Here is an 18,290-nt window from a genome sequence, read left to right on the forward strand (position 1 = left end):
CCGTCCGGGGTCACCCTGAACCTCCCCTTGGCTTGGGCTTGCCCGGTGTCCGGCCCGCCGGCCAGGGCGTAGCGTCGGAGGCATGACAGCGTCTGCCTCCGAACCCATCGACGTCGGTCCCGCCGTCGGCGGAGACCTCGAAGCCACCGACCTCGACCGCCAGCACGTCGTCCAACTGCTGAACGAGGCCACCAACGAAGGCCTGCTCCCCGCCGCCGAGCGCGACCGCCGGGTCAGCCTCGCCCGGGTCGCCGAGACCTTCGACGACCTGGTGCCGCTCACCCGTGACCTGGTCAGTGTGGACGGAGCACTTGTGCACCCCGTCCCCCTGACCGCACCGGCGTTCCCGATGGCCACGCCGGCCTCCCCGGCTTCACAGATCGACACCGCCAATGCCACCGAGAATGCCGACCAGATCATCGCGGTGTTCGCGGGCACAACCCGCAAGGGTCACTGGCGGGTGCGCAAGAACACCTCCATCCTGGCGGTTTTCGGCGGTGCAGAACTCGACACCACCGAGGCGGTCTTCGAGGCCCGGGAGATCACCATCAACACCTTCTGCATGTTCGGCGGCGTCGAGGTCACCGTCCCTCCGGGTGTCGAGGTGCGCAACCATGCCGGCGGGCTCTTCGGCGGTGTCGAGACCAAGATCGAACCACCTCAGCCCGGGGCCCCGGTCATCACGCTCAAAGGCATCGCACTCTTCGGCGGCATCGCGGTGAAGAACCCCAAGCGCAAGAAGCCCTCCAGAGGGTGACACCAACGGCGAGACCCCGGCAGACCGGGCGAACCTCATGGCCGGCCGTCCCGCTGCCCACGGCGTGTCCCCAGTCCTCGCCACCCTCTGAGGCGCCCGACGACACCGCCGCCAGTCGCCACCTCGACGCCGCACCACCACCGCCTCTCGCCTCCGCCGGCCAGGCACCCCGCCGAACGCCGCTGCGACCAGGGGCTGGAAGCCACGCTCTAGGCTTGCGCCATGGAATCGGCGTTCACCCCTGAGGGACTGACCTGGCAGCGGCTCGCTCCCCGCGCCGCGACCGCCCGCGCCGTCGGCGCCGCGGTGAGCAACCTCGTGCTGGTCGTGATCCTCGTCGCCGCCGCGTGGTGGTTCCCCGGCTGGTGGGCGCCACTGGCCGCTGCCATCATCGGGCTGTCCTGGCTGACCTGGCGGGTGGTACGCGGCTGGCGCTGGACGCGGGCTTTCGGCTATGCCGAACGCGAGCACGACCTGGTGATCCGCACCGGGCTGTGGAACCGTCGGCTGAGCGTGATCCCCTACAGCCGGATGCAGGCCGTCCAGGTGCACTCCGGGCCGATCGACCGGCTGTGGGGGTTGGCGAAGGTCTCGCTGGTCACCGCGTCCGTCGAGTCGCACGCCGCCATCCCGGGGTTGTCAGCCGCCGACGCCACCACCCTGCGGGACCGGCTGATCAGGGCCGGCGAGAGCCAGGCGCTGCCGCTGTGAGCCAGCCAGGCGCAGTTCCTCCTCCCGATCCGGAGCAGCCACCAGGGACCAGAGCGTGGCCGGCGGACGGCCCGGACGCTGCCGAGACCCCCTCCCCGTCCGCGAAGCTCACCGAGCGCCCCCACCCGCTCACCCCGCTGATCCGCGGCTGGGTGGTGCTGCTGGCGATCGTGATCGGCGTGGGACGGGAGTTCATCCCCGACGGCACCGACCGTCCCGGCGAGTTGCCGCCGTTGCAGTTCCTGCTGCTCGGCATCGGGGCGATCGCGCTGATCGCAGCAGTCGCCGGTTTCGTCACCTGGCGGTTCACCCGCTTCGTCGTGGACGCCGAGGAACTACGGATCGACACCGGCGCGATCTTCCGCACCTCACAGCGGATCGCCTTCGAGCGGATCCAGGCGATCGACGTGGTGCAGCCGTTCGCGGCCCGGCTGTTCCAGCTCGCCGAGGTGCAGATCGACGTGGGCGGCGGCGACTCGACCAAGCTGCGCTACCTCAGCCTGCGGCGTGCCTACGAACTGCGCGACTACCTGCTGGCCCGGGCGCGCGGACAGCGTGTCAATCCCGCCCGCGGGGTGGAGCTCTCGGCCGACTCGATCCTGCAGGATCTGCATGCCGAGGACGAGGTGTTGGTCCGCGTCCCGCCCCAGACCCTCGTGCTCGCCGCGCTCACTTCGCACGAGTTCTTCGGCATCATGCTCAGCGGCGTGGCGGCGGCGGTGCTGTTCTTCGGCTTTGGCCTGGGCGTGGTCGGCATCGGCCTCGCCGTGCCCACCGTCACCGCCCTGGTCGGCTTCGTCGGACGGCGGGTCACCAGCCAGTTCAACTACACCCTCTCCCGGCGCGAGGCCGGGCTGCGGATCACCCGCGGCCTGACCAGCCTCACCAGCCAGTCGCTGCCCGCCCGGCGGGTCCAGGCGGTGCAACTCAGCCAGTCGCTGCTGTGGCGGCGGCTCGGGCTGTACCGGATCGATCTCGAGGTGCTCGGCTGGGGCGCGGTGACCAACGAGGAGAACTCCTCCCAGGTGAACTCGATCATGCTGCCGGCCGGGAGCATCGACCAGGTCAGGGTCGCGTTGCGGGCGCTGTGGCCGTCCGCCGACTTCGAGACCGTCGACCTCACCCCCGCACCGGTGCAGGCCCGCTGGCTCCACCCGTTCTCGGCCCCCTTCCTCCGCTGGGGCTTCGACGACCGGCTGTTCGTCTCCCGGCACGGCTGGCTGGTTCGCCGCTGGCAACTCGTCCCGCACGCCCGCGCGCAGTCGCTCCACCTCGCCCAGGGACCAGTTTCCCGCCGGCTCGGGATCGCCGACCTCGGCGTCCACACCGCCGGCGCCCACCTCAGCGTCCACGCCGAGGGGATGGACGCGGCCACCGTGCAGGCCCGGCTGCCGGCGCTGACCGTGCTGCTGGGGCTGCGGGACGTGGACGTCACCGACCCCGGCAGCGACAGCCGGGATCCGAACCCCAACGACGACCCGTGCCCCGGAGCATCCGTCTGACAAGCGGGTCTTGGGCTCAACCTCCATCGCGAGTTCACATCTCACCAGCCCACCCTGACAAGGGGAAACGCGCTCCGGACAAGCCCTCGTGAGGAGCATGCTCTCGGCGCACGAGGGTCGTAGTCTCAGTTCCAGTGCTCGTGTGCGTTGGTTCGTTGGTGGTCGTGTCGAGGGTCACTGGGCTAACCCGCTGTCGCGATCCTGCACGTCGATGCCTTGGCAGGCCGCGAAATCGCCGGTAGTCGCGTTCGAGACGCAGAATCACGTCACCAGCTGAGCTGGCCGTCCGCAGAGCAAAGGGGATGGGCGCGCTTCTCAGGCATAACTACTCCTTGTAGCTGATGCCTCCACGATCCGGGGTGAACCTCACCAACCATGTCGTCACGGTGCGTGATTCCAGGCGGTCACGGCCGGCTCCGGCGGTGCAGGACGGGGTCGCTGATCGCTATGTTTAGCCCATGACCAACGAGGCTGTGCTGGGGATCGACATCGGCGGATCGGGCATCAAGGGTGCCCCGGTCGACCTGGTGGTCGGCGATTTCGCCGACAAGCGGCTGCGCATCCCGACGCCGACCCCGTCCACGCCGAAGAAGGTGGCCGGCGTAGTGGCCAGAATCGTCGAGAGCTTTGCCGGCCAACTCGGCGACGGCCCGGTCGGTGTCACCATTCCGGCGGTGGTCACCCACGGCGTCACCCGGTCGGCCGCCAATATCGACAAGTCGTGGATCGACGCCCCCGCAGACACGATCTTCTCCGAACGGCTGGGCCGGCCGGTCCACCTGGTCAATGACGCGGACGCTGCCGGCATTGCCGAGGTGAAGTACGGCGTCGCGAAGGGGTATCCAGGCCTGGTGATCGTCACCACCCTGGGCACCGGGATCGGCAGCGCGATGATCATGGACGGCGCGCTGGTGCCCAACAGCGAACTCGGCCATCTGGAGATCGACGGCCACGACGCCGAGACCCAGGCCTCCGCCGGGGCCAAGACCCGGCTCGGGCTCTCCTACGAGGAGTACATCCCGCGGCTGCAGCGCTACTACGACACCATCGAGAAGCTGTTCTCCCCGGACCTGATCGTGGTCGGTGGCGGGATCTCGAAGGACGCCGCCAAGTACCTGCCGTACCTGAAGCTCCATGCCGAGATCGTGCCGGCCTCGCTGAAGAACCGCGCCGGCATCATCGGCGCCGCCTGGCTGGCCGCTGAAGCAGCCGGACGGACGGACCTGCTGGCCTGAGCCAGGGACGGCGCCGCGGCGCTACATCCGCTCCGGGGCCTCGATACCGAGCAGGTCGAGGCCGGTGGCGAGCACCTGTTTGGTGGCCTGGCACAGCCCCAGCCGGGAGGCGCGCACCTCCCCGTCGCTCTTCAACACCGGGCACTTCTCGTAGAAGACGCTGAGCGCACCGGCCAGCTCGTACAGGTAGCCGCACAGCCGGTGGGGCTGCAGGGTGACGGCGACAGCGTCCACCACCTCGCCGAACCGGGAGAGCAGCAGGGCGAGGGTCTGCTCCTCGGGCGCCTCCAGGACGGTGACCGGCCCGACCGGGAAGCTCTCCGCCTCGGCCTTGCGCAGGATCTGGTTCACCCGGGCGTGGGCGTACTGCAGGTATGGCCCGGTGTCGCCGGTGGTGGCGACCATCCGCTCGACGTCGAAGGCGTAGTCCTTCTGCAACCCGCTGGACAGGTCGGCGTACTTGATTGCCGCCAGCGCGATCGCCGGCGCCGCCTGCTCCTCGGCGGCGTCCAGCAGGGAGTTCAGCGTGACGGCGGTGCCCTCCCGGGTGGAGAACTTCTTGCCGTCCGCGCCCAGCACCTGACCGAAGCCGACGAACTCCGCCGACACCTCCGGCGGCAGGTAGCCGGCCTTGCGGGAGACCGCGAAGATCAGGTCGAAGTGGAACTGCTGCGGGGTGCCGACCACGTAGATCAGCCGGTTGGCGCCCAGGTCGCCCACCCGGTGCCGGACGGCGGCCAGGTCGGTGCAGTCGTAGCCGTAGCCGCCCTGGGAGTTCCGGATCATCGCCGGGGCCGGAAAGCCGTCCACGAAGACCACCAGGGCGCCGTCGTCGACGACAGCGATGCCGCGGTCCTCCAGGTCGGCGGCGACCACCGGCAGATCGTCGTTGTAGAGCGACTCCCCCGCCACGTCGGCGTCGGTGAGCAGCACGTTCATCCGCTGGTAGGTGGCGTTGAAGCCGGCCAGCGAGATGTCAATGATCTGCCGCCAGATCCGGCGGGTCTCCGGGTCGCCGGCCTGCAGTGCCACCACCCGGTCGCGCGCCCGGGCTGCGAACTCCTCGGACTCGTTCAGATGAGCGTTGGCCCGCTGGTAGAGCGCCTCGGCGCCCGGCAGGTCGAGGCTGGACGCGTCCAGCCCCTCGTCGACCAACTGCTCGACCATCATGCCGAACTGCCGACCCCAGTCGCCGAGGTGGTTCTGCGGGATGACGGTGTGCCCGGTGGCCCGCAGCACCCGGGTGAAGCAGTCGCCGATGATCGTCGAGCGCAGGTGGCCGACGTGCATCTGCTTGGCGGCGTTCGGGCTGGAGTAGTCGATCACCACGGTCTTGGGGTCGGTGGTGCGGTTGATGCCGCCCTGCGGGTCGGCCAGCACCTCGGAGGCCACCCGGGCCAGCACGTCGGCGCGGATCCGCAGGTTGATGAAGCCCGGGCCGGCGATCTCCAGCGGCTCGCACAGCTCGGCCAGGTCGATCTGCTCCACCAGGCGCTGGGCCACCTCCCGCGGCTTCTCCCCCAACGAGTTGGCCAGCCGCAGCGCGACATTGGTCTGGTAGTGGCCGAACTGCGGACGGGTCGCCGGGCGCAACTCGGGATCCACCCCGGCAACGGCTTGGACACGGGCGCTCAGGACGGCGGGCAGAGACAGCATGGTCGCCATTTTCGCACGCCGCGCGGCGGCTCCCTGCCGGCGCCACCGGGCACGGCCGGAGAACGTCAGCGATGCGCCCAGGGCTTGCGGGTGACGACGTCCCAGACCAGCTTGAGGTTGGCCGCCACCTCGCGGCGCAGCCCGTGCGACCAGGCCCGCCGGCTCAACCTGACACTGGTGTCACCCACACCCCAGGCCTCGATGCCCAGCAGCCGGCAGATCGCCAGGGCGCGTGGCAGGTGGTAGCGCTGGCTCACCACCACCAGCCGACGCAGCCCGAAGACGTCCCGGGCCCGGGCACAGGAGGCGTAGGTGTCCAGACCTTCGGCATCCACTCCGATCGCCGCCTCCGGTACCCCGTGGGCGACCAGGTAGGCGCGCATCGCGGCCGGCTCGTCCTGGAAGCGGCTGCGCCCGTCCCCGGACACCAGCAACTGCTCCACCCGTCCTCGCCGGTACAGCTCGACGGCCATGTCCAGCCGGGCCCGCAGAAAGCCGGACGGCCGCCCTCCCGGGTGCACCTCGGCGCCCAGCACCAGTCCAACCGGGACGGTGGGAAGCTGCTCCACTGCGACGATCCGGTGACGGCTGGCCAGGTGGATCACCCCGGCCAGCACCCCCGGCGCCAGCGCCAGCCCGGCAAGCAGGCCGCCCCAGATCGTCCCTCGTCGTCGCACGGCCTCAGCCTAGAGCGTGCACGGCGGCCGCCCCGGGTTGGCCCCGGCAACGCGACCCTCTACCATCGTCCGCAGGCCAGGAGGAGTCAGGAGCGGGGTGGAACCACCCGTCCTGCGAGGCGCACGGTCACCCCAGGGTGGCGGTGTCCGGGTTCGGACATGCCCGGTGTCAGGCTGCCTGGACGGATGTAGCGGAGGACAGCGTTGTGACCACGCGAGTGTTGATCCGGTGCGGGCGACCCCCGCACCAGCCGGTGGGCGTCGAGGCAGCGCATGCCTATCGCGGGGTGGGCACCTTCTCCACCAACTCCGGCAACCTGCTCTTCCAGGACGCGATCTACCGCACCCTGCGGACCCCTGACACCGACCTGGTGGTCGACTCGCTGAGCACCGAACGCCGCGGCATGGACGCCGACCACATCGCCCGGATCAACGACGAGTTCGACGTGGTGGTGCTGCCGCTCGCGAACGCCTTCCGGGACGACTTCCTGCAGCCGCTCACCCGGCTGACCGAGGTGATCGAGCAACTGCGGATCCCGGTGGTCGTGCCGTGTATCGGCGGCCAGTTCGACCTCGACCATGACGCCGACAGCGCCGGAACCGACCTGGACGCGGCCGCCGGCCGGTTCGTCCGGGCGGTCCTGGAGCGCTCCGCGTCCATCGGGGTACGGGGGGAACTCACCCAGTCGTACCTGACCGGCCTCGGCTTCCCGGCCGAGCAGGTGGACGTGGTGGGCTGCCCGTCCCTGCACCTGTACGAGCCGGGGACGACCGTCGCCGGGCCGACCGGCTCGCTGACCTCCGACTCCCGGATCGCGCTCAGCCTCACCCCCTCGGTGCCGCAGTCGCGCGCCCTGCTGGAGTACAACCACGCCCGCCACCCGCACCTGACCTACATCGCCCAGGACAGCCAGACCCTCGGCCTGCTGCTGTGGGGGGACGAGTTCGAGGCGCCGCCCGGGATGCCCGGCAGCCTCGACCACTACCTGTGCGCCGAGGACAAGATCCGGTTCTTCGCCGACCCGACCTCCTGGTTGCGGTTCCTGGCCGGCCAGGACTTCGCCTGCGGCACCCGGATCCACGGCAACGTGGCCGCGCTGCTAGCCGGCATCCCCGCCTACCAGCTGGCCCACGACTCCCGCACCCTGGAGCTCGCCCGGTTCCACCAGATTCCGCACCAGGTGGTGCCGGACGAGGGCTGGGCGATGGACGCCGCAACCCTGTACGAGCAGGCCGACCTGTCGGCATTCAACGCCGCCCGGGACGTCAATCGCGACCTCTGGCTGGCCTTCCTGGACCGCAACGGCCTGCCGCACCGGGACCGTCCCGACCCCGACTACGACGCCCTGGTCACCGCCGCCGCCCGGCCGGACGGGGTGGGGCCGCTGACCGCAGCCGGCCCGGCCGAGATCGCCAGCCGGCTGCGCTGGCTGCACCAGGGGCTGCGGCCGGGCGACGCCGTCCGCACCCACGGGGCCTATCAACCTGAGTTCGCGCCGGCCGGCGCCGCGGCGAAGGATGTCCTGACCAGGATCGCCGAGCTGCGCGGTGTGGTGTCGGAGCAAGCCGGGCTGATCCGCGCCCAGCAGAAGGAACTGGCAGCCCTCACCACCCGGCTGGAGCGCCAGCAGGGTCAGCTCAAGGCGCTCACCGCTGCCACCCGTCCGCTGTATCGCAAGGTCGGCGGCTGGCTGCGTCGCAGGTTCCGCCGCCGCTGAAGCGGATTGGGCCAGGCGGTTCGAGCCCCGGACGGTTCCGGCGAACCAGAGCGCGACTCGCAGGGAACCGTCTCCAACCCGCGCCGTCGCAGGAGGGCGGCGGCGACGGGCGGCGGCCTACTCCGACTGCTCGGTGAGGGACGCCAGCGCCTCGGCGATCAGGTTCGCGTCGCCCGCGCTGCGGGACATCCCGGCGTGGCCGGGCTCCTCCCGGCGCACGTCGATCACCTGGCCGGTGAGGCTGGAGAGCAGCACGTCGATGGTGGTCAGCGCCACCGCCTGGGAGGACAGCAGGGTGCCGGCCGGCTCCTCGCCGAAGGCCTTGACCCGCATCGGCGTCCCGGCCCGTTCCGGGTTGATCACATTCACGCTGATGCCCTCCGACGACCACTCGTCGGCCAGCGCCTGGGCAAGGTTCACCACAGCCGCCTTGGACGAGGAGTAGACCGAGTAGCCGGCCCGGCCACGGGTGTAGGAACTGGACGTGAAGAAGACCAACTGACCACCGGACTCGGCCAGGTAGCGGTGCGCCAGCCGGGCAACGATCACCGGTGCGACGTAGTTGATCCGAACCCCGTCGAGCACCTCCTCCAACTCCACCTCGGCCAGCCTGCCGATGTTCAGCACGCCGGCAGTGAGGATGACGTAGTCGATCCGCCCGCTCGCGGCATAGGCGCTGGCCAGCGCGGCCTCGACGTCCTGGGGTACCTCGGCGTGGGTGTTGGTCTGCGAGCGGCTGAAGGCGTGCACCTCGGCGCCGAACCCGCGGGCCATCGTCGCGATGTCGGCACCGATCCCGTAGCTGCCACCGATCACCACCACCACCTTGCCCTGGAGCCGGTTGCGGTACTCCTCGACGCTGCCCAGCGGGACGGCACTCACCGAGCCCAGCTGGAAGAGCTTGTCGGCGATGAACAGGTCGATCGGTTCGGTGACCTTGATGTTCTGCTCCGAACCGTTGACCACCGCGATCGGCACCTCGGGCAGGTAGCGCAGCACCACCGAGCAGTCGTCGGTGGCCACGAAATCGGGATCCAGCCAGGCCAGCCGGTAGGCCTCGGTGATCGTGGACAGCCGGAAGGCCTGCGGTGTCTGCCCGCGGCGCATCCGGTCACGGGTGGGGATCTGCGCGATCTCGTCGGCGGCGTTGACCTCGATGATGGTGTCGGCCGACCGGATCGCCACGTCCACCGCCTCGTGGCTGTCCAGGGTGGTGACCAGGTCACGGATGATCCGCTGCTCCAGCAGGGGACGGACGGCGTCGTGGAAGAGCACCTTGGTGTCCGGATCGAAGTCCTCCAGCGCGGCCAGGGCGGCTTTGGTCGAGGCGTTGCGGGTCTCCCCGCCGGCGACCACCCGGCTGACCTTCGAGTAGCGCTGGGCGATCGCCTGCGCGGCGTCGAGGTGGTCGGGGTGCATCAGGATCAGGATCTCGTCGATGACCTCCGCCTCCTGGAAGAGGGCGACGGTGTGCTCCATGATCGGTCTGCCGGCGATCTTCAGGAGTTGTTTGGGGGTCGAGAGGCCGACCCGCGATCCGGTGCCCCCGGCAAGGATGACTGCGACCGTGCGTCGTCCCGATTCCATGGCGAAGTTCCCTTTCGTCTGCTGCGACTCTACCGGAGCCGGCCGCCGGATTCGGACGGGGTGCCCGAGGTCGTCGTCGGGCGCGCGGCGGATCGGCAGCGGGTGGTAGGTTGACCGCTGGTCGGGCGAGGCGAGGAGGGGATCGGATGCGGTCGGGCGGCAGCGGCTGGCGAACCTATCTCGCGCTGATTTCCAGCGTCATCAACGCGTACTCGCTGGTGTGCGGCCTGCTTGGCCTGGCAGCCGTGGTCAGCGCCCTGCTGGCACCCGAATCCTGGGTCACCGTGGCGTTGATCCTGCTCGGCGTCGCCGCCGTCCTGGCTTCCCCGCTCACCCACCTGGTACGGGCGGGCTTTGATCCCCAGCGGACCGCAACCCTGATCGGCGAGAACGTCTGGCCACGCCTGATCCTGCTGATCGCCGCCCTGGTGCTGACCGGCGACAGTGGTCCTCGCACCCTCGTCATCGTCCTGGGCGGACTGGTCGGCATCCTGCTGCTGGCCGAGCAGTCGGTCCGGCGACCGCTGACCAGGGCGACCCCGCAGGTGGCCAACCTGCCCGGCTGGGAGGTGCCCGAGCCGTCCCAAGCCCTGGGCACCTGGCTCTACGGCCTGGTCACCCTGGCACTGCTGCTGACCGGCGCCTCGGCCATGACCGGGCTGACCCCGGTCCCTGCGGCAGTGGCAGTGCTGGCGAGTTTCATCGTCACCGGTGTCGTCTTCGTGCAACTGGTGCGCTACCAGCGGCAGCGCCAGCGGCTGGAGGCGAACCTGCCCCGCATCCTGGCCGACCTCGGCCCCGCCTTCGCCTTCCACTGGCAGGCGCCTGCTGGAACCGCCTACCAGGCCACGATGTGGCTGCCGTACCTGAAGCGGCTCGAACGGCCCTGGTTCGTCCTGGTCCGCACCGACGCCAACTTCCGCGAGCTCACCGCCCTGACCGATGCCCCGATCATCCTGCGGCAGAACCTGGAGGACCTCGACGCCGTGGTCTGCCCCAGCCTGAAGGTGGTTTTCTACGCCAACACCGCCGTCCGCAACTCTCACATGATCCGGTTCCCCCACCTCACCCACATCCAGTTGAACCACGGCGACAGCGACAAGATCGCCAGCGTCAGCCCGGTCTTTCGGCAGTACGACCGCAACTTCGTCGCCGGCCAGGCCGCGATCGACCGGTTCGCGATCCACGGCGTGAAGACCCAGCCCGACCAGCTCGTCATCGTCGGACGGCCGCAACTGGAGGACGTCCGGCGGGCTCGTGGCCCGGTCGGCGAGCTCACCGACCGGGTGGTGCTCTACAGCCCGACCTGGTCCGGTTTCTACGAGGACTCCGACTACAGCTCGCTGCGGGCGGCGACGGTGATCGTGGGCGCCCTGCTCGAGCGTGGCTGCACGGTCATCTTCCGGCCCCACCCGTACTCCCGCCGGCACCGGGCGAATGCCGAGGCCTGCGACCAGACCATCGCGCTGCTCGCCGCCGATGCCGAGGCCACCGGACGCAAGCACGTCTTCGGCCCGCAGGCCGAGACCGCGATGAGCCTGTTCGACTGCTTCAACGCCTCCGATGCCATGGTCTCCGACGTGTCCTCGGTGGTCTCGGACTACCTGGCTTCCGGCAAGCCGTTCGCCATGGCCGCCGTGTCCGCCCACGGTGAGGCCTTCGCACGGGAGTTCCCGCAGTCGGCGGCCGGCTACGTCTTCGATGTCGCGACCGGGTCGGTGCCCGGTTTCGACCAGGTTCTCGACGCCATGCTGGGAGCCGATCCCAAGCAGGCCACCCGGGACGAGTTGCGGGTCTACTACCTGGGCGACTCCCCGGCGGGGAAAGTCGCCGACCGGTTCATCCAGACCGCCCGGTCGTACCTGGACGACACCGGGGACGCCGCGAACTGAGCCCGCGCCGCTCCGGGCCACCCTCTCGGATCAACCCGGCCCGGCCAGCGCGCGTCAGGAGCAGTACGCCCGGGACTGGTCGTTGATCGCGGCCATGGCGGTGTTGAGCGTCTCGAGCTCCTCGAACTTGGCCATGATCTTGGTGAAGTCACCGCCCTTCACCACGGCGATCGCCTCCTTGAGATAGGAGATCACGGTGTCGTACTCGTCGGTCAGGCTGTCTGGCGCCAGCGCCGCCGCCTCGGCGTACTTGTCCAGGTACTCCTCGTACTTGGCGGCCAGTTCCTTGAGGTTCTCCGCCCGGTTCTCACTGCCGACATCGGTGCCGCCGGCGATGATGGTCCGGAACTTCTCGCAGTAGGGCAGGTCGGCGGTCGGCGCGGGCTCCGAGGGCTCGAGTTCCGAGGCCAGGCCTTCGGGGATCTCCTCGTCCGTTGCCGTCGGGGTGGCGGACGGGGTCGGCGTCGGCGAGGGCGCCACCGGCCCCTCGGCGACCGGCCGGTTGGCCACGGTGACTGCGACCGCGACACCGATTCCGGCGATCACCACGACAGCCGCGACGATCCAGAGCGCGGGCCGTTTCCACCAGCTCCGACGGTTGGCGACCATGAGCGTCCACCCCTCCCTGTCCTGGCTGCCATGGTAGGCGACCCCCGCCCCGGCGGGAGCCCGGGGTATGCTGACCAGCATGCCGCACTCCGGAAACTGGCCTGAGCGCCTGCGTAAGCCTGTCGTCTGGCTCAGTTGTATCGCACTTCTCAGCGCCGGCCTCAGCTCAGTCACAGCCACCCAGGCGAGAGCCGAGGGCGAGGGCGGTTCGGCCCCCATCCAGGCGTACGACGAGGCCATCGAGAACCCCGATGCCACCGAATCGGCGAGTTCCGAGCCGGTGGAGACCCCGTCCAGCTCCGAGACGCCCACCGCGTCCGAGACTCCCACGCCACAGGCAACCGACGCGACCAGTTCTCCGGTCGCGACAGCCGAGGAGACGCCGACGCCGACGCCGACAGCTGCGGAGACCACCGCGTCGACGACCGCGCAGGCGAACGCCGTGCAGCAGGTCGCACCCCAGGCGATCGCCACGCCGACGGTGCCGGCCGACGCCTCGGCCGTCCCACGGCTGCAGTCCCCTGATCCCAGCCCGAAGGTGGACGCCGACAAGTTCCCGATCGGCGGCCCGGGCAATACCACCGGTGCTGTCAAGCCCGACGTGGCCTACACCACCGCCCAGGGCGGACGGGTCGAGATCTACAGCTCGGTGGGCGACATTGAGGACGGCACCCTCGACTGGCGGCAGGTGAACCTGTTCAGCTACCTGGTCAACTCGGTGCCGAAGGGTTCGAAGCTCTACACCACCGTGTACAACACGCTGTGGGACTCCACCATCCCGAAGAAGGACTCCAACGGGAAGTGGTACCTGACGGTCGGCGGCAAGAAGGTGACCAAGGACATCTACGGTCCCACCGTCGCCTTCATGAACCAGCTCAACCAGTACGCGACCGCCGATCAGCGCGCCTACATCAACGTCCTCGGCAGCCGCGCCACCCTGAACGACGCCGTCAAGGCCAAGAGCAGCCTCGGCCTGCTGCTGAGCAAGAACTATTCGAACGTCGCCCGGCTGTGCAATACCGGCCTGGGTGCCTGCTTTGCCACCACCACCTCCGGCAGCCCGCTGATGCATTCCAAGTACGCCATCTTCCAGAAGACCAATGACTCCACCGGCAAGCAGTGGTCGAATGTCGTCTGGATCACCTCGGCGAACCTGAATGGTCAAAGCGGTGGCCGCAAGTCCAACCTCAGCATCGTGCTGTACGGCGACCAGACCGCCTTCCAGGGCCTGCTCAACGGGGTGTGGAACCCGACCATCGCCCTGGCCGGCAAGAAGGGCACCACGCACAAGTTCACCAAGTTCCCGGCGGTCTTCCGGAATGCAGCCACGAAGGGCGTCGCCTCGGCGGACGGCCAGTTCGTCTACTACGCCTCCCCGCGCAAGCCGGGTCAGGATCTCGAGGCCGACTTCCTGGCCAGCAAGACCAACAAGAACCTCACCAAGTCGCTCGGCAAGACGGTGAAGAAGACCGGCTGCAACGTCTACCTGGTGCACTCCCTGTTCAGCACCGCCCGCAAGAGCGTGGCCAACGGCCTGGCAGCCCTGCAGAAGGACGGCTGCAACGTCCGGCTCATCCTGGGCGAGTCCTCGATGGCCAATATCGCCGACAGCTACTTCTCGATGGGCACCAGCCTGCGTGAACTGGTCAGCCGGGTGGAGTTCTCCAACGTCCACGACAAGTCGCTGGTGGTCAGCTACACCGCGAACGGCCAGCGCTCGGCCACCACCTGGCTCGGGTCGGCCAACCTCAACGGCACCAGCATGTACTTCGACGAGCTCTCGGTGAAGGCGACCAGCACCGTCGTCACCGACGCGGCGATGCTGCAGTTCGACCGGCTCTATCCGGTGGCCCGCAGCGGCAAGAACCCGAAGGTGGTCAAGAGCGTCGCCATCACGCCGACGTCCTACAACCTGCGCGCCGGCGACAGCACCACCCTCAAGCTCAAGGCCGTGCTAAACCCCTCGAACCCGACCATCACCGGCGTCTACTGGCGTTCCAGCAACAACAACATCGCCTCGGTGTCCAGTAGCGGGCAGGTCACTGCCAAGACCCTCCCGGCCGGCGTCGAGTCGGCGACCGCCACCATCACCGCCACCTCGCTGTCGAAGGTGAAGACCGGCAGCGCCACCGTGACGGTGTATGCCGCCGGGGTGACCATGCCGTCCAACAGCACTCCCAGCTCGCCGTCGACGGCGAAGCAGACGGTGACAGTGCCGCCGTACCTGTCGATCCCGCGCTACGCCGGGCCGGGCGCCAAACGCAAGGTGGTGGTGACCTGGGGCCAGGGCGGCACCGAGCTGAGCGGCAAGGTGCAGTTGCAGTACCTCAACGGCTCGGGCAAGTGGGTCGGTTCCACCAAGGTCACGGTCAAGAACGGTCGTGGGACGATCAGCAAGAAGTTCGACAGCAGCCGTGTCTGGCGGGTGAAGGCGCTCTCGGTGAGTTCTCCCTCGGCTTACAAGACCAGCAGCAAGACGCCGGTCACCGCTGCCGGGAAGTACTCCAATTACTCCCCCGTGGTGGCCCGCACCAAGTCGGCGACCAAGAAGAAGCCCTGGATCTACGCCACGCCGGCGGTGAAGAAGGAGAACCGGGCGGTCTTCCTGCTGCAGTGGCAGACTCCCTACCCGAGCCGCACCACGCGGGTGTACCTGCAGTACTACAACGGCCGCAAGTGGGTGAACTACACCGACGAACTGGGCAGCCCCAAGTACTACGAGATTCCCAAGGGCTCCACCACCGTCGTGGCCAGCGCCGTGGTGACCAAGACCTATCGCTGGCGGTTCAAGACCAGTGCCATCGCGCAGCCGAAGGGCAAACCGATTCTGTACTCCAACTCGGTCACGGTGAAGGCGATCAAGTAGCGCTGAAACCGTGAGCAGGGGGCCATGGCTGTGAGAATCTCCGTCATCGTCCCGACCTACCGGCCGGGCGACGGTATCCAGCGCGTGGTCGACTCGCTGGACCGCCAGACCCTACCGGCCGACGAGTTCGAGGTGGTGCTGGTCGACGACGGGTCGCCCGACGACACCTTCGGCCGGCTCCAGGGCTACGCCGCCAGTCGGCCGAACTACCGGGTGGCCCAGATCGAGAACTCCGGCTGGCCCTCCCGGCCGCGGAACCTTGGCACCCGGATGGCCACCGGCGAGTACGTGCTCTACCTGGACCACGACGACTCCCTCTACCCCGATGCGCTCCGGCGGCTGGTCGAGTACGGCGAGCAGACCGGGGCCGACCTGATCAGTCCGAAGGAGTCCAAGACCTCCGACGTCTGGTGGGGGATTCCGGAGCTGGCGGCCGGCAACGAGGCGAATATCAAGGAGCGCGGCGCGGTCGGCAGGCTGCTGCCGATGGTGCCGCACAAGGCCTACCGGCGGGAGTTCCTGCTCGACCACCAGATCGCCTTCCCGGAGGGACGCCGGCTGCTGTGGGAGGACGTCTACGTCAACATCGAGGCCTACGCGAAGGCCGATCGGGTCGCCGTCCTGGCCGACACACCGGTCTACCTGTGGCACGAGTCCGGTTCCAACAACTCGACCTCCTACGGCGCAACCGACACCGAGTTCTGGGACCGGCTGGACGCCCTGATGGCGTTCATCGACACCACCCTGGCCGGCCCGGAGTTCGACGACGCCCGCCGCGCGATGCTGATGCACCAGTACCAGGGACGGGTGCTCCGCCGGCTCTCCCGCAGTCTGGAGCAGGTCAGCGAGGCGGAGCGGGCGGTGGCGATGAGCCGGGCCAGATCCGTCCAGCAGACGTTCATTCCACCGGAGTGGGACGCCCGCCTGGGGGTCTTCGGGCAGATCCGGGCGCGGTTCCTGCGCGACAACCGGCCCGACCTGCTGATCGGCTTCCAGCACGCCTGCGCCGGCCTGTCCGCCCGCACCACCGCGTCCAGGGTGGAGTGGCAGGACGGCGTGCTCCAGGTGGACGCCACGTCCCAGTGGCACCGTTCCGGGCACCACACCCTCGGGCTGGCCAGGGAGGGCGACCGGGTGCAAGCACTGCTGCCGCACCAGCTCTCCGAGGCCCTTCCGGCCGACCTGCTCGACCTCACCGACCGGGTCCACACCTTCTCGGTGCTGGTCGGCGCCAGGGCCCGCACCGAGTACGTCACTTGGCAGTTGCCCGCTACCTGCACGGTGGAGGTCACCGACGGCGAGCACGATGTGGCGCTGGTCGCGCACCTGAGCGCCCGGCTCGACCCGGCCACTGCCGCCTATGACCAGCCCCTGCCGGACACGGTCTGGGATCTCGTGACCCAGACCCGCTGGCAGGGGATCTCGCAGGCCAGCCCGCTGTACAGCACGATCAGGCCGCTGCCCGCCCTGATCGACGGCCGGATGGCGGTGGCTTACACCAGCCGGTCCGGCAAGCTGTCGGTCGATCTTGCCCACCGGCAGCGCAGCGCCGTGCTGGACGCCGGGATCCGGCTGGGCCCGGTGCGGCGGTCGCAGGCCGGCTACGTGGTGCCGCTGCGCGGGATCCACGTCAGCGGGGACACCCGGCGTTCGCTCGACGTGGTGCTCAACCCGACCGCGCCGGAAGCGCCTGACACCACCGTCGGGGCCTGGCTGGTCGGCGACCTGGCCGGCGCCCGGCTGGAGATCACCGAGCCGCCGCCGAGAGGACGGCACCCGTTCGCCGTCCGGACCGGTGAGGCCACCTTGTCCAGCGGGCTGTTCCTGCGGATGAACCGCGGTGGCCTGCTGTGGATCGTCACCGGCACCGAGTGGCTGAGGCCCGGGCAACTGCGTGCCCTGCCCGGACGGCTGGTGCGGGCGGCCCGGCGGCGGCTGCGCCGCAGCGCCTGACCGCCGGCCGGCACATTTCGCTGACCGTCGGCCCGGCAGATTTCCCGGGCTTGCTCCCGGCACGGTCTGCGCGGGAATGATCTGCTCGGGCACTCCTGCACCCGGGCACGAGAGCGTGTCTCCCTGTCCTTGGCCGTCGCGAGCGGGTCCCGCGGAGTGGCTCGCAAGGCGGAGAAGGGAGGCGATGTGGCGCATCGCCGACCGACAACAACACCGCGAGACGCCCACGGGGCATCACGCAGCAGGCCACCGTGGGGATAGGGAGACACGCTCCAGGCCCTATCAGACAGGTGCGCCCGGATCGCGCGTCCGGTCAGCCCACGTGGATGGTCGTGGTGATCAGGTTGTGGTCCGACGGAATGGTTCCCTTGAACTTCCCGTTCCGGTCCAGCGAGACCACGGTCTGCACCTTCGCCACCCGCACGCCCTTGGAGACCAGGATGTAGTCCACATGGGTACCCACACCGTAGGCGGTCCGGCGGGCCTTCCGCTCCAGGTTGTTGAAGCTGTTGTACTCCACACCGATCTCGTGCTCGGCGATGCCCGGGGTGATCCGGAACCAGGTGTCGTCGGCGTCGCCCAGCGGATCGACCAGGCCACGCTCCAGGAACTCGCGGTAGACACCGTTGCTGGGCTTGTTGGCCCGGCTGGAGTTCAGGTCGCCGGTCAGCACCACCGGCAGCTTTCCGGTGTTCTGCTTGGCAATCAGGTCCATGATCTGGTTGGCCTGCTTCTTGCGGGCGTTCCAGATGTTCTTGTTCGCGTTCCCGCCGGAGGGTGGCTCGAGGTGGGTGTTCACCGCGAAGACCTGCCTGCCACCGATCTTGTCCTTCAGGATCGCCCAGACGGCATAGCGCGAGTACTTGCCCACCGTGGTCAGCTTCTGGGCGCCCGACTTCACCAAGGTCAGCCTGGCGGTGTTGTAGGCCAGGCGGGTGCCTTCACTGTTGGTGGTGGTCGCGTACCGGTACTTGCTGCCCAGCAGGTAGAGCAGGTCGTCGTGCTGCTTGACGGACTTTCCGTTCTTCGCGCTCTTCACCTTGGCGGGGGTGGCCTCCTGGATACCCAGGATGTCCGGCGCCTGCGCCTTGATGTTGGCCACCAGCGCTTTGCGTCGTTTCTCCCAG

The 18,290-nt window shown here is 69.3% G+C and carries 13 protein-coding genes; 8 read left to right on the forward strand and 5 right to left on the reverse strand.

Annotated features, from left to right (window positions below; genetic code table 11):
* Nucleotides 1-82 precede the first annotated feature (82 nt).
* From VB080_RS12840 to ppgK, 4 genes are all read left to right on the forward strand, one after another.
* Nucleotides 83-757: a DUF1707 SHOCT-like domain-containing protein gene (locus tag VB080_RS12840; protein ID WP_323418848.1), complete on the forward strand. Its 675-nt coding sequence runs from the start codon at nucleotides 83-85 to the stop codon at nucleotides 755-757.
* Nucleotides 758-979: 222 nt separating this feature from the next.
* On the forward strand, nucleotides 980-1,468 hold the full coding sequence (locus VB080_RS12845) for a PH domain-containing protein (protein WP_323418849.1): 489 nt from the start codon (nucleotides 980-982) through the stop codon (nucleotides 1,466-1,468).
* Nucleotides 1,465-2,970, forward strand: coding sequence for a PH domain-containing protein (locus tag VB080_RS12850; protein WP_323418850.1), 1,506 nt, complete (start codon nucleotides 1,465-1,467; stop codon nucleotides 2,968-2,970). Before VB080_RS12845 ends, VB080_RS12850 begins: the two co-directional genes overlap by 4 nt.
* A gap of 458 nt (nucleotides 2,971-3,428) precedes the next feature.
* Nucleotides 3,429-4,205 carry a polyphosphate--glucose phosphotransferase gene (gene ppgK, locus VB080_RS12855; RefSeq protein WP_323418851.1) on the forward strand — a complete coding sequence of 259 codons (777 nt, stop codon included), beginning with the start codon at nucleotides 3,429-3,431 and terminating at the stop codon, nucleotides 4,203-4,205.
* A 21-nt stretch (nucleotides 4,206-4,226) separates the two neighbouring features.
* Here the strand turns inward: ppgK and argS are convergent, their stop codons facing one another.
* Nucleotides 4,227-5,861: an arginine--tRNA ligase gene (argS, locus tag VB080_RS12860; RefSeq protein ID WP_323418852.1), complete on the reverse strand. Its 1,635-nt coding sequence runs from the start codon at nucleotides 5,859-5,861 to the stop codon at nucleotides 4,227-4,229.
* Nucleotides 5,862-5,926: 65 nt separating this feature from the next.
* Nucleotides 5,927-6,538 carry a SanA/YdcF family protein gene (locus VB080_RS12865; RefSeq protein ID WP_323418853.1) on the reverse strand — a complete coding sequence of 204 codons (612 nt, stop codon included), beginning with the start codon at nucleotides 6,536-6,538 and terminating at the stop codon, nucleotides 5,927-5,929.
* A gap of 206 nt (nucleotides 6,539-6,744) precedes the next feature.
* On the opposite strand from VB080_RS12865, the gene VB080_RS12870 reads away from it, so the two are divergent.
* Nucleotides 6,745-8,256 (forward strand): polysaccharide pyruvyl transferase family protein, encoded by a 1,512-nt coding sequence (locus VB080_RS12870; RefSeq protein WP_323418854.1) that lies wholly within the window; start codon nucleotides 6,745-6,747, stop codon nucleotides 8,254-8,256.
* Between the two features lie 117 nt (nucleotides 8,257-8,373).
* On the opposite strand, the gene VB080_RS12875 is transcribed toward VB080_RS12870, so the two are convergent.
* Complete coding sequence (locus tag VB080_RS12875; RefSeq protein ID WP_323418855.1) at nucleotides 8,374-9,843, reverse strand: bifunctional cytidylyltransferase/SDR family oxidoreductase; 1,470 nt, start codon at nucleotides 9,841-9,843, stop codon at nucleotides 8,374-8,376.
* 146 nt (nucleotides 9,844-9,989) lie between these two features.
* On the opposite strand from VB080_RS12875, the gene VB080_RS12880 reads away from it, so the two are divergent.
* On the forward strand, nucleotides 9,990-11,735 hold the full coding sequence (locus VB080_RS12880) for a CDP-glycerol glycerophosphotransferase family protein (RefSeq protein ID WP_323418856.1): 1,746 nt from the start codon (nucleotides 9,990-9,992) through the stop codon (nucleotides 11,733-11,735).
* Between the two features lie 54 nt (nucleotides 11,736-11,789).
* Here VB080_RS12880 and VB080_RS12885 read toward each other — a convergent pair whose 3' ends face one another.
* On the reverse strand, nucleotides 11,790-12,344 hold the full coding sequence (locus tag VB080_RS12885; protein WP_323418857.1) for a hypothetical protein: 555 nt from the start codon (nucleotides 12,342-12,344) through the stop codon (nucleotides 11,790-11,792).
* Nucleotides 12,345-12,423: 79 nt separating this feature from the next.
* On the opposite strand from VB080_RS12885, the gene VB080_RS12890 reads away from it, so the two are divergent.
* Nucleotides 12,424-15,210 carry an Ig-like domain-containing protein gene (locus tag VB080_RS12890; RefSeq protein ID WP_323418858.1) on the forward strand — a complete coding sequence of 929 codons (2,787 nt, stop codon included), beginning with the start codon at nucleotides 12,424-12,426 and terminating at the stop codon, nucleotides 15,208-15,210.
* Between the two features lie 24 nt (nucleotides 15,211-15,234).
* On the forward strand, nucleotides 15,235-17,163 hold the full coding sequence (locus tag VB080_RS12895; RefSeq protein WP_323418859.1) for a glycosyltransferase: 1,929 nt from the start codon (nucleotides 15,235-15,237) through the stop codon (nucleotides 17,161-17,163).
* 313 nt (nucleotides 17,164-17,476) lie between these two features.
* On the opposite strand, the gene VB080_RS12900 is transcribed toward VB080_RS12895, so the two are convergent.
* Nucleotides 17,477-18,290: endonuclease/exonuclease/phosphatase family protein (locus VB080_RS12900; RefSeq protein ID WP_323418860.1), on the reverse strand; the 814-nt coding region annotated here is incomplete at its 5' end.

The organism is Propionicimonas sp. (assembly GCF_034927565.1).
GTDB lineage: Bacteria > Actinomycetota > Actinomycetes > Propionibacteriales > Propionibacteriaceae > Propionicimonas.

Excerpts from the sequence above, each read along its gene's own strand:
- VB080_RS12840 (WP_323418848.1), top strand. The coding sequence starts at position 83 with ATGACAGCGTCTGCCTCCGAACCCATCGACGTCGGTCCCGCCGTCGGC.
- VB080_RS12845 (WP_323418849.1), top strand. The coding sequence starts at position 980 with ATGGAATCGGCGTTCACCCCTGAGGGACTGACCTGGCAGCGGCTCGCT.
- ppgK (WP_323418851.1), top strand. The coding sequence starts at position 3,429 with ATGACCAACGAGGCTGTGCTGGGGATCGACATCGGCGGATCGGGCATC.
- argS (WP_323418852.1), bottom strand. The coding sequence starts at position 5,861 with ATGCTGTCTCTGCCCGCCGTCCTGAGCGCCCGTGTCCAAGCCGTTGCC.
- VB080_RS12875 (WP_323418855.1), bottom strand. The coding sequence starts at position 9,843 with ATGGAATCGGGACGACGCACGGTCGCAGTCATCCTTGCCGGGGGCACC.
- VB080_RS12880 (WP_323418856.1), top strand. The coding sequence starts at position 9,990 with ATGCGGTCGGGCGGCAGCGGCTGGCGAACCTATCTCGCGCTGATTTCC.
- VB080_RS12885 (WP_323418857.1), bottom strand. The coding sequence starts at position 12,344 with ATGGTCGCCAACCGTCGGAGCTGGTGGAAACGGCCCGCGCTCTGGATC.
- VB080_RS12890 (WP_323418858.1), top strand. The coding sequence starts at position 12,424 with ATGCCGCACTCCGGAAACTGGCCTGAGCGCCTGCGTAAGCCTGTCGTC.
- VB080_RS12895 (WP_323418859.1), top strand. The coding sequence starts at position 15,235 with ATGGCTGTGAGAATCTCCGTCATCGTCCCGACCTACCGGCCGGGCGAC.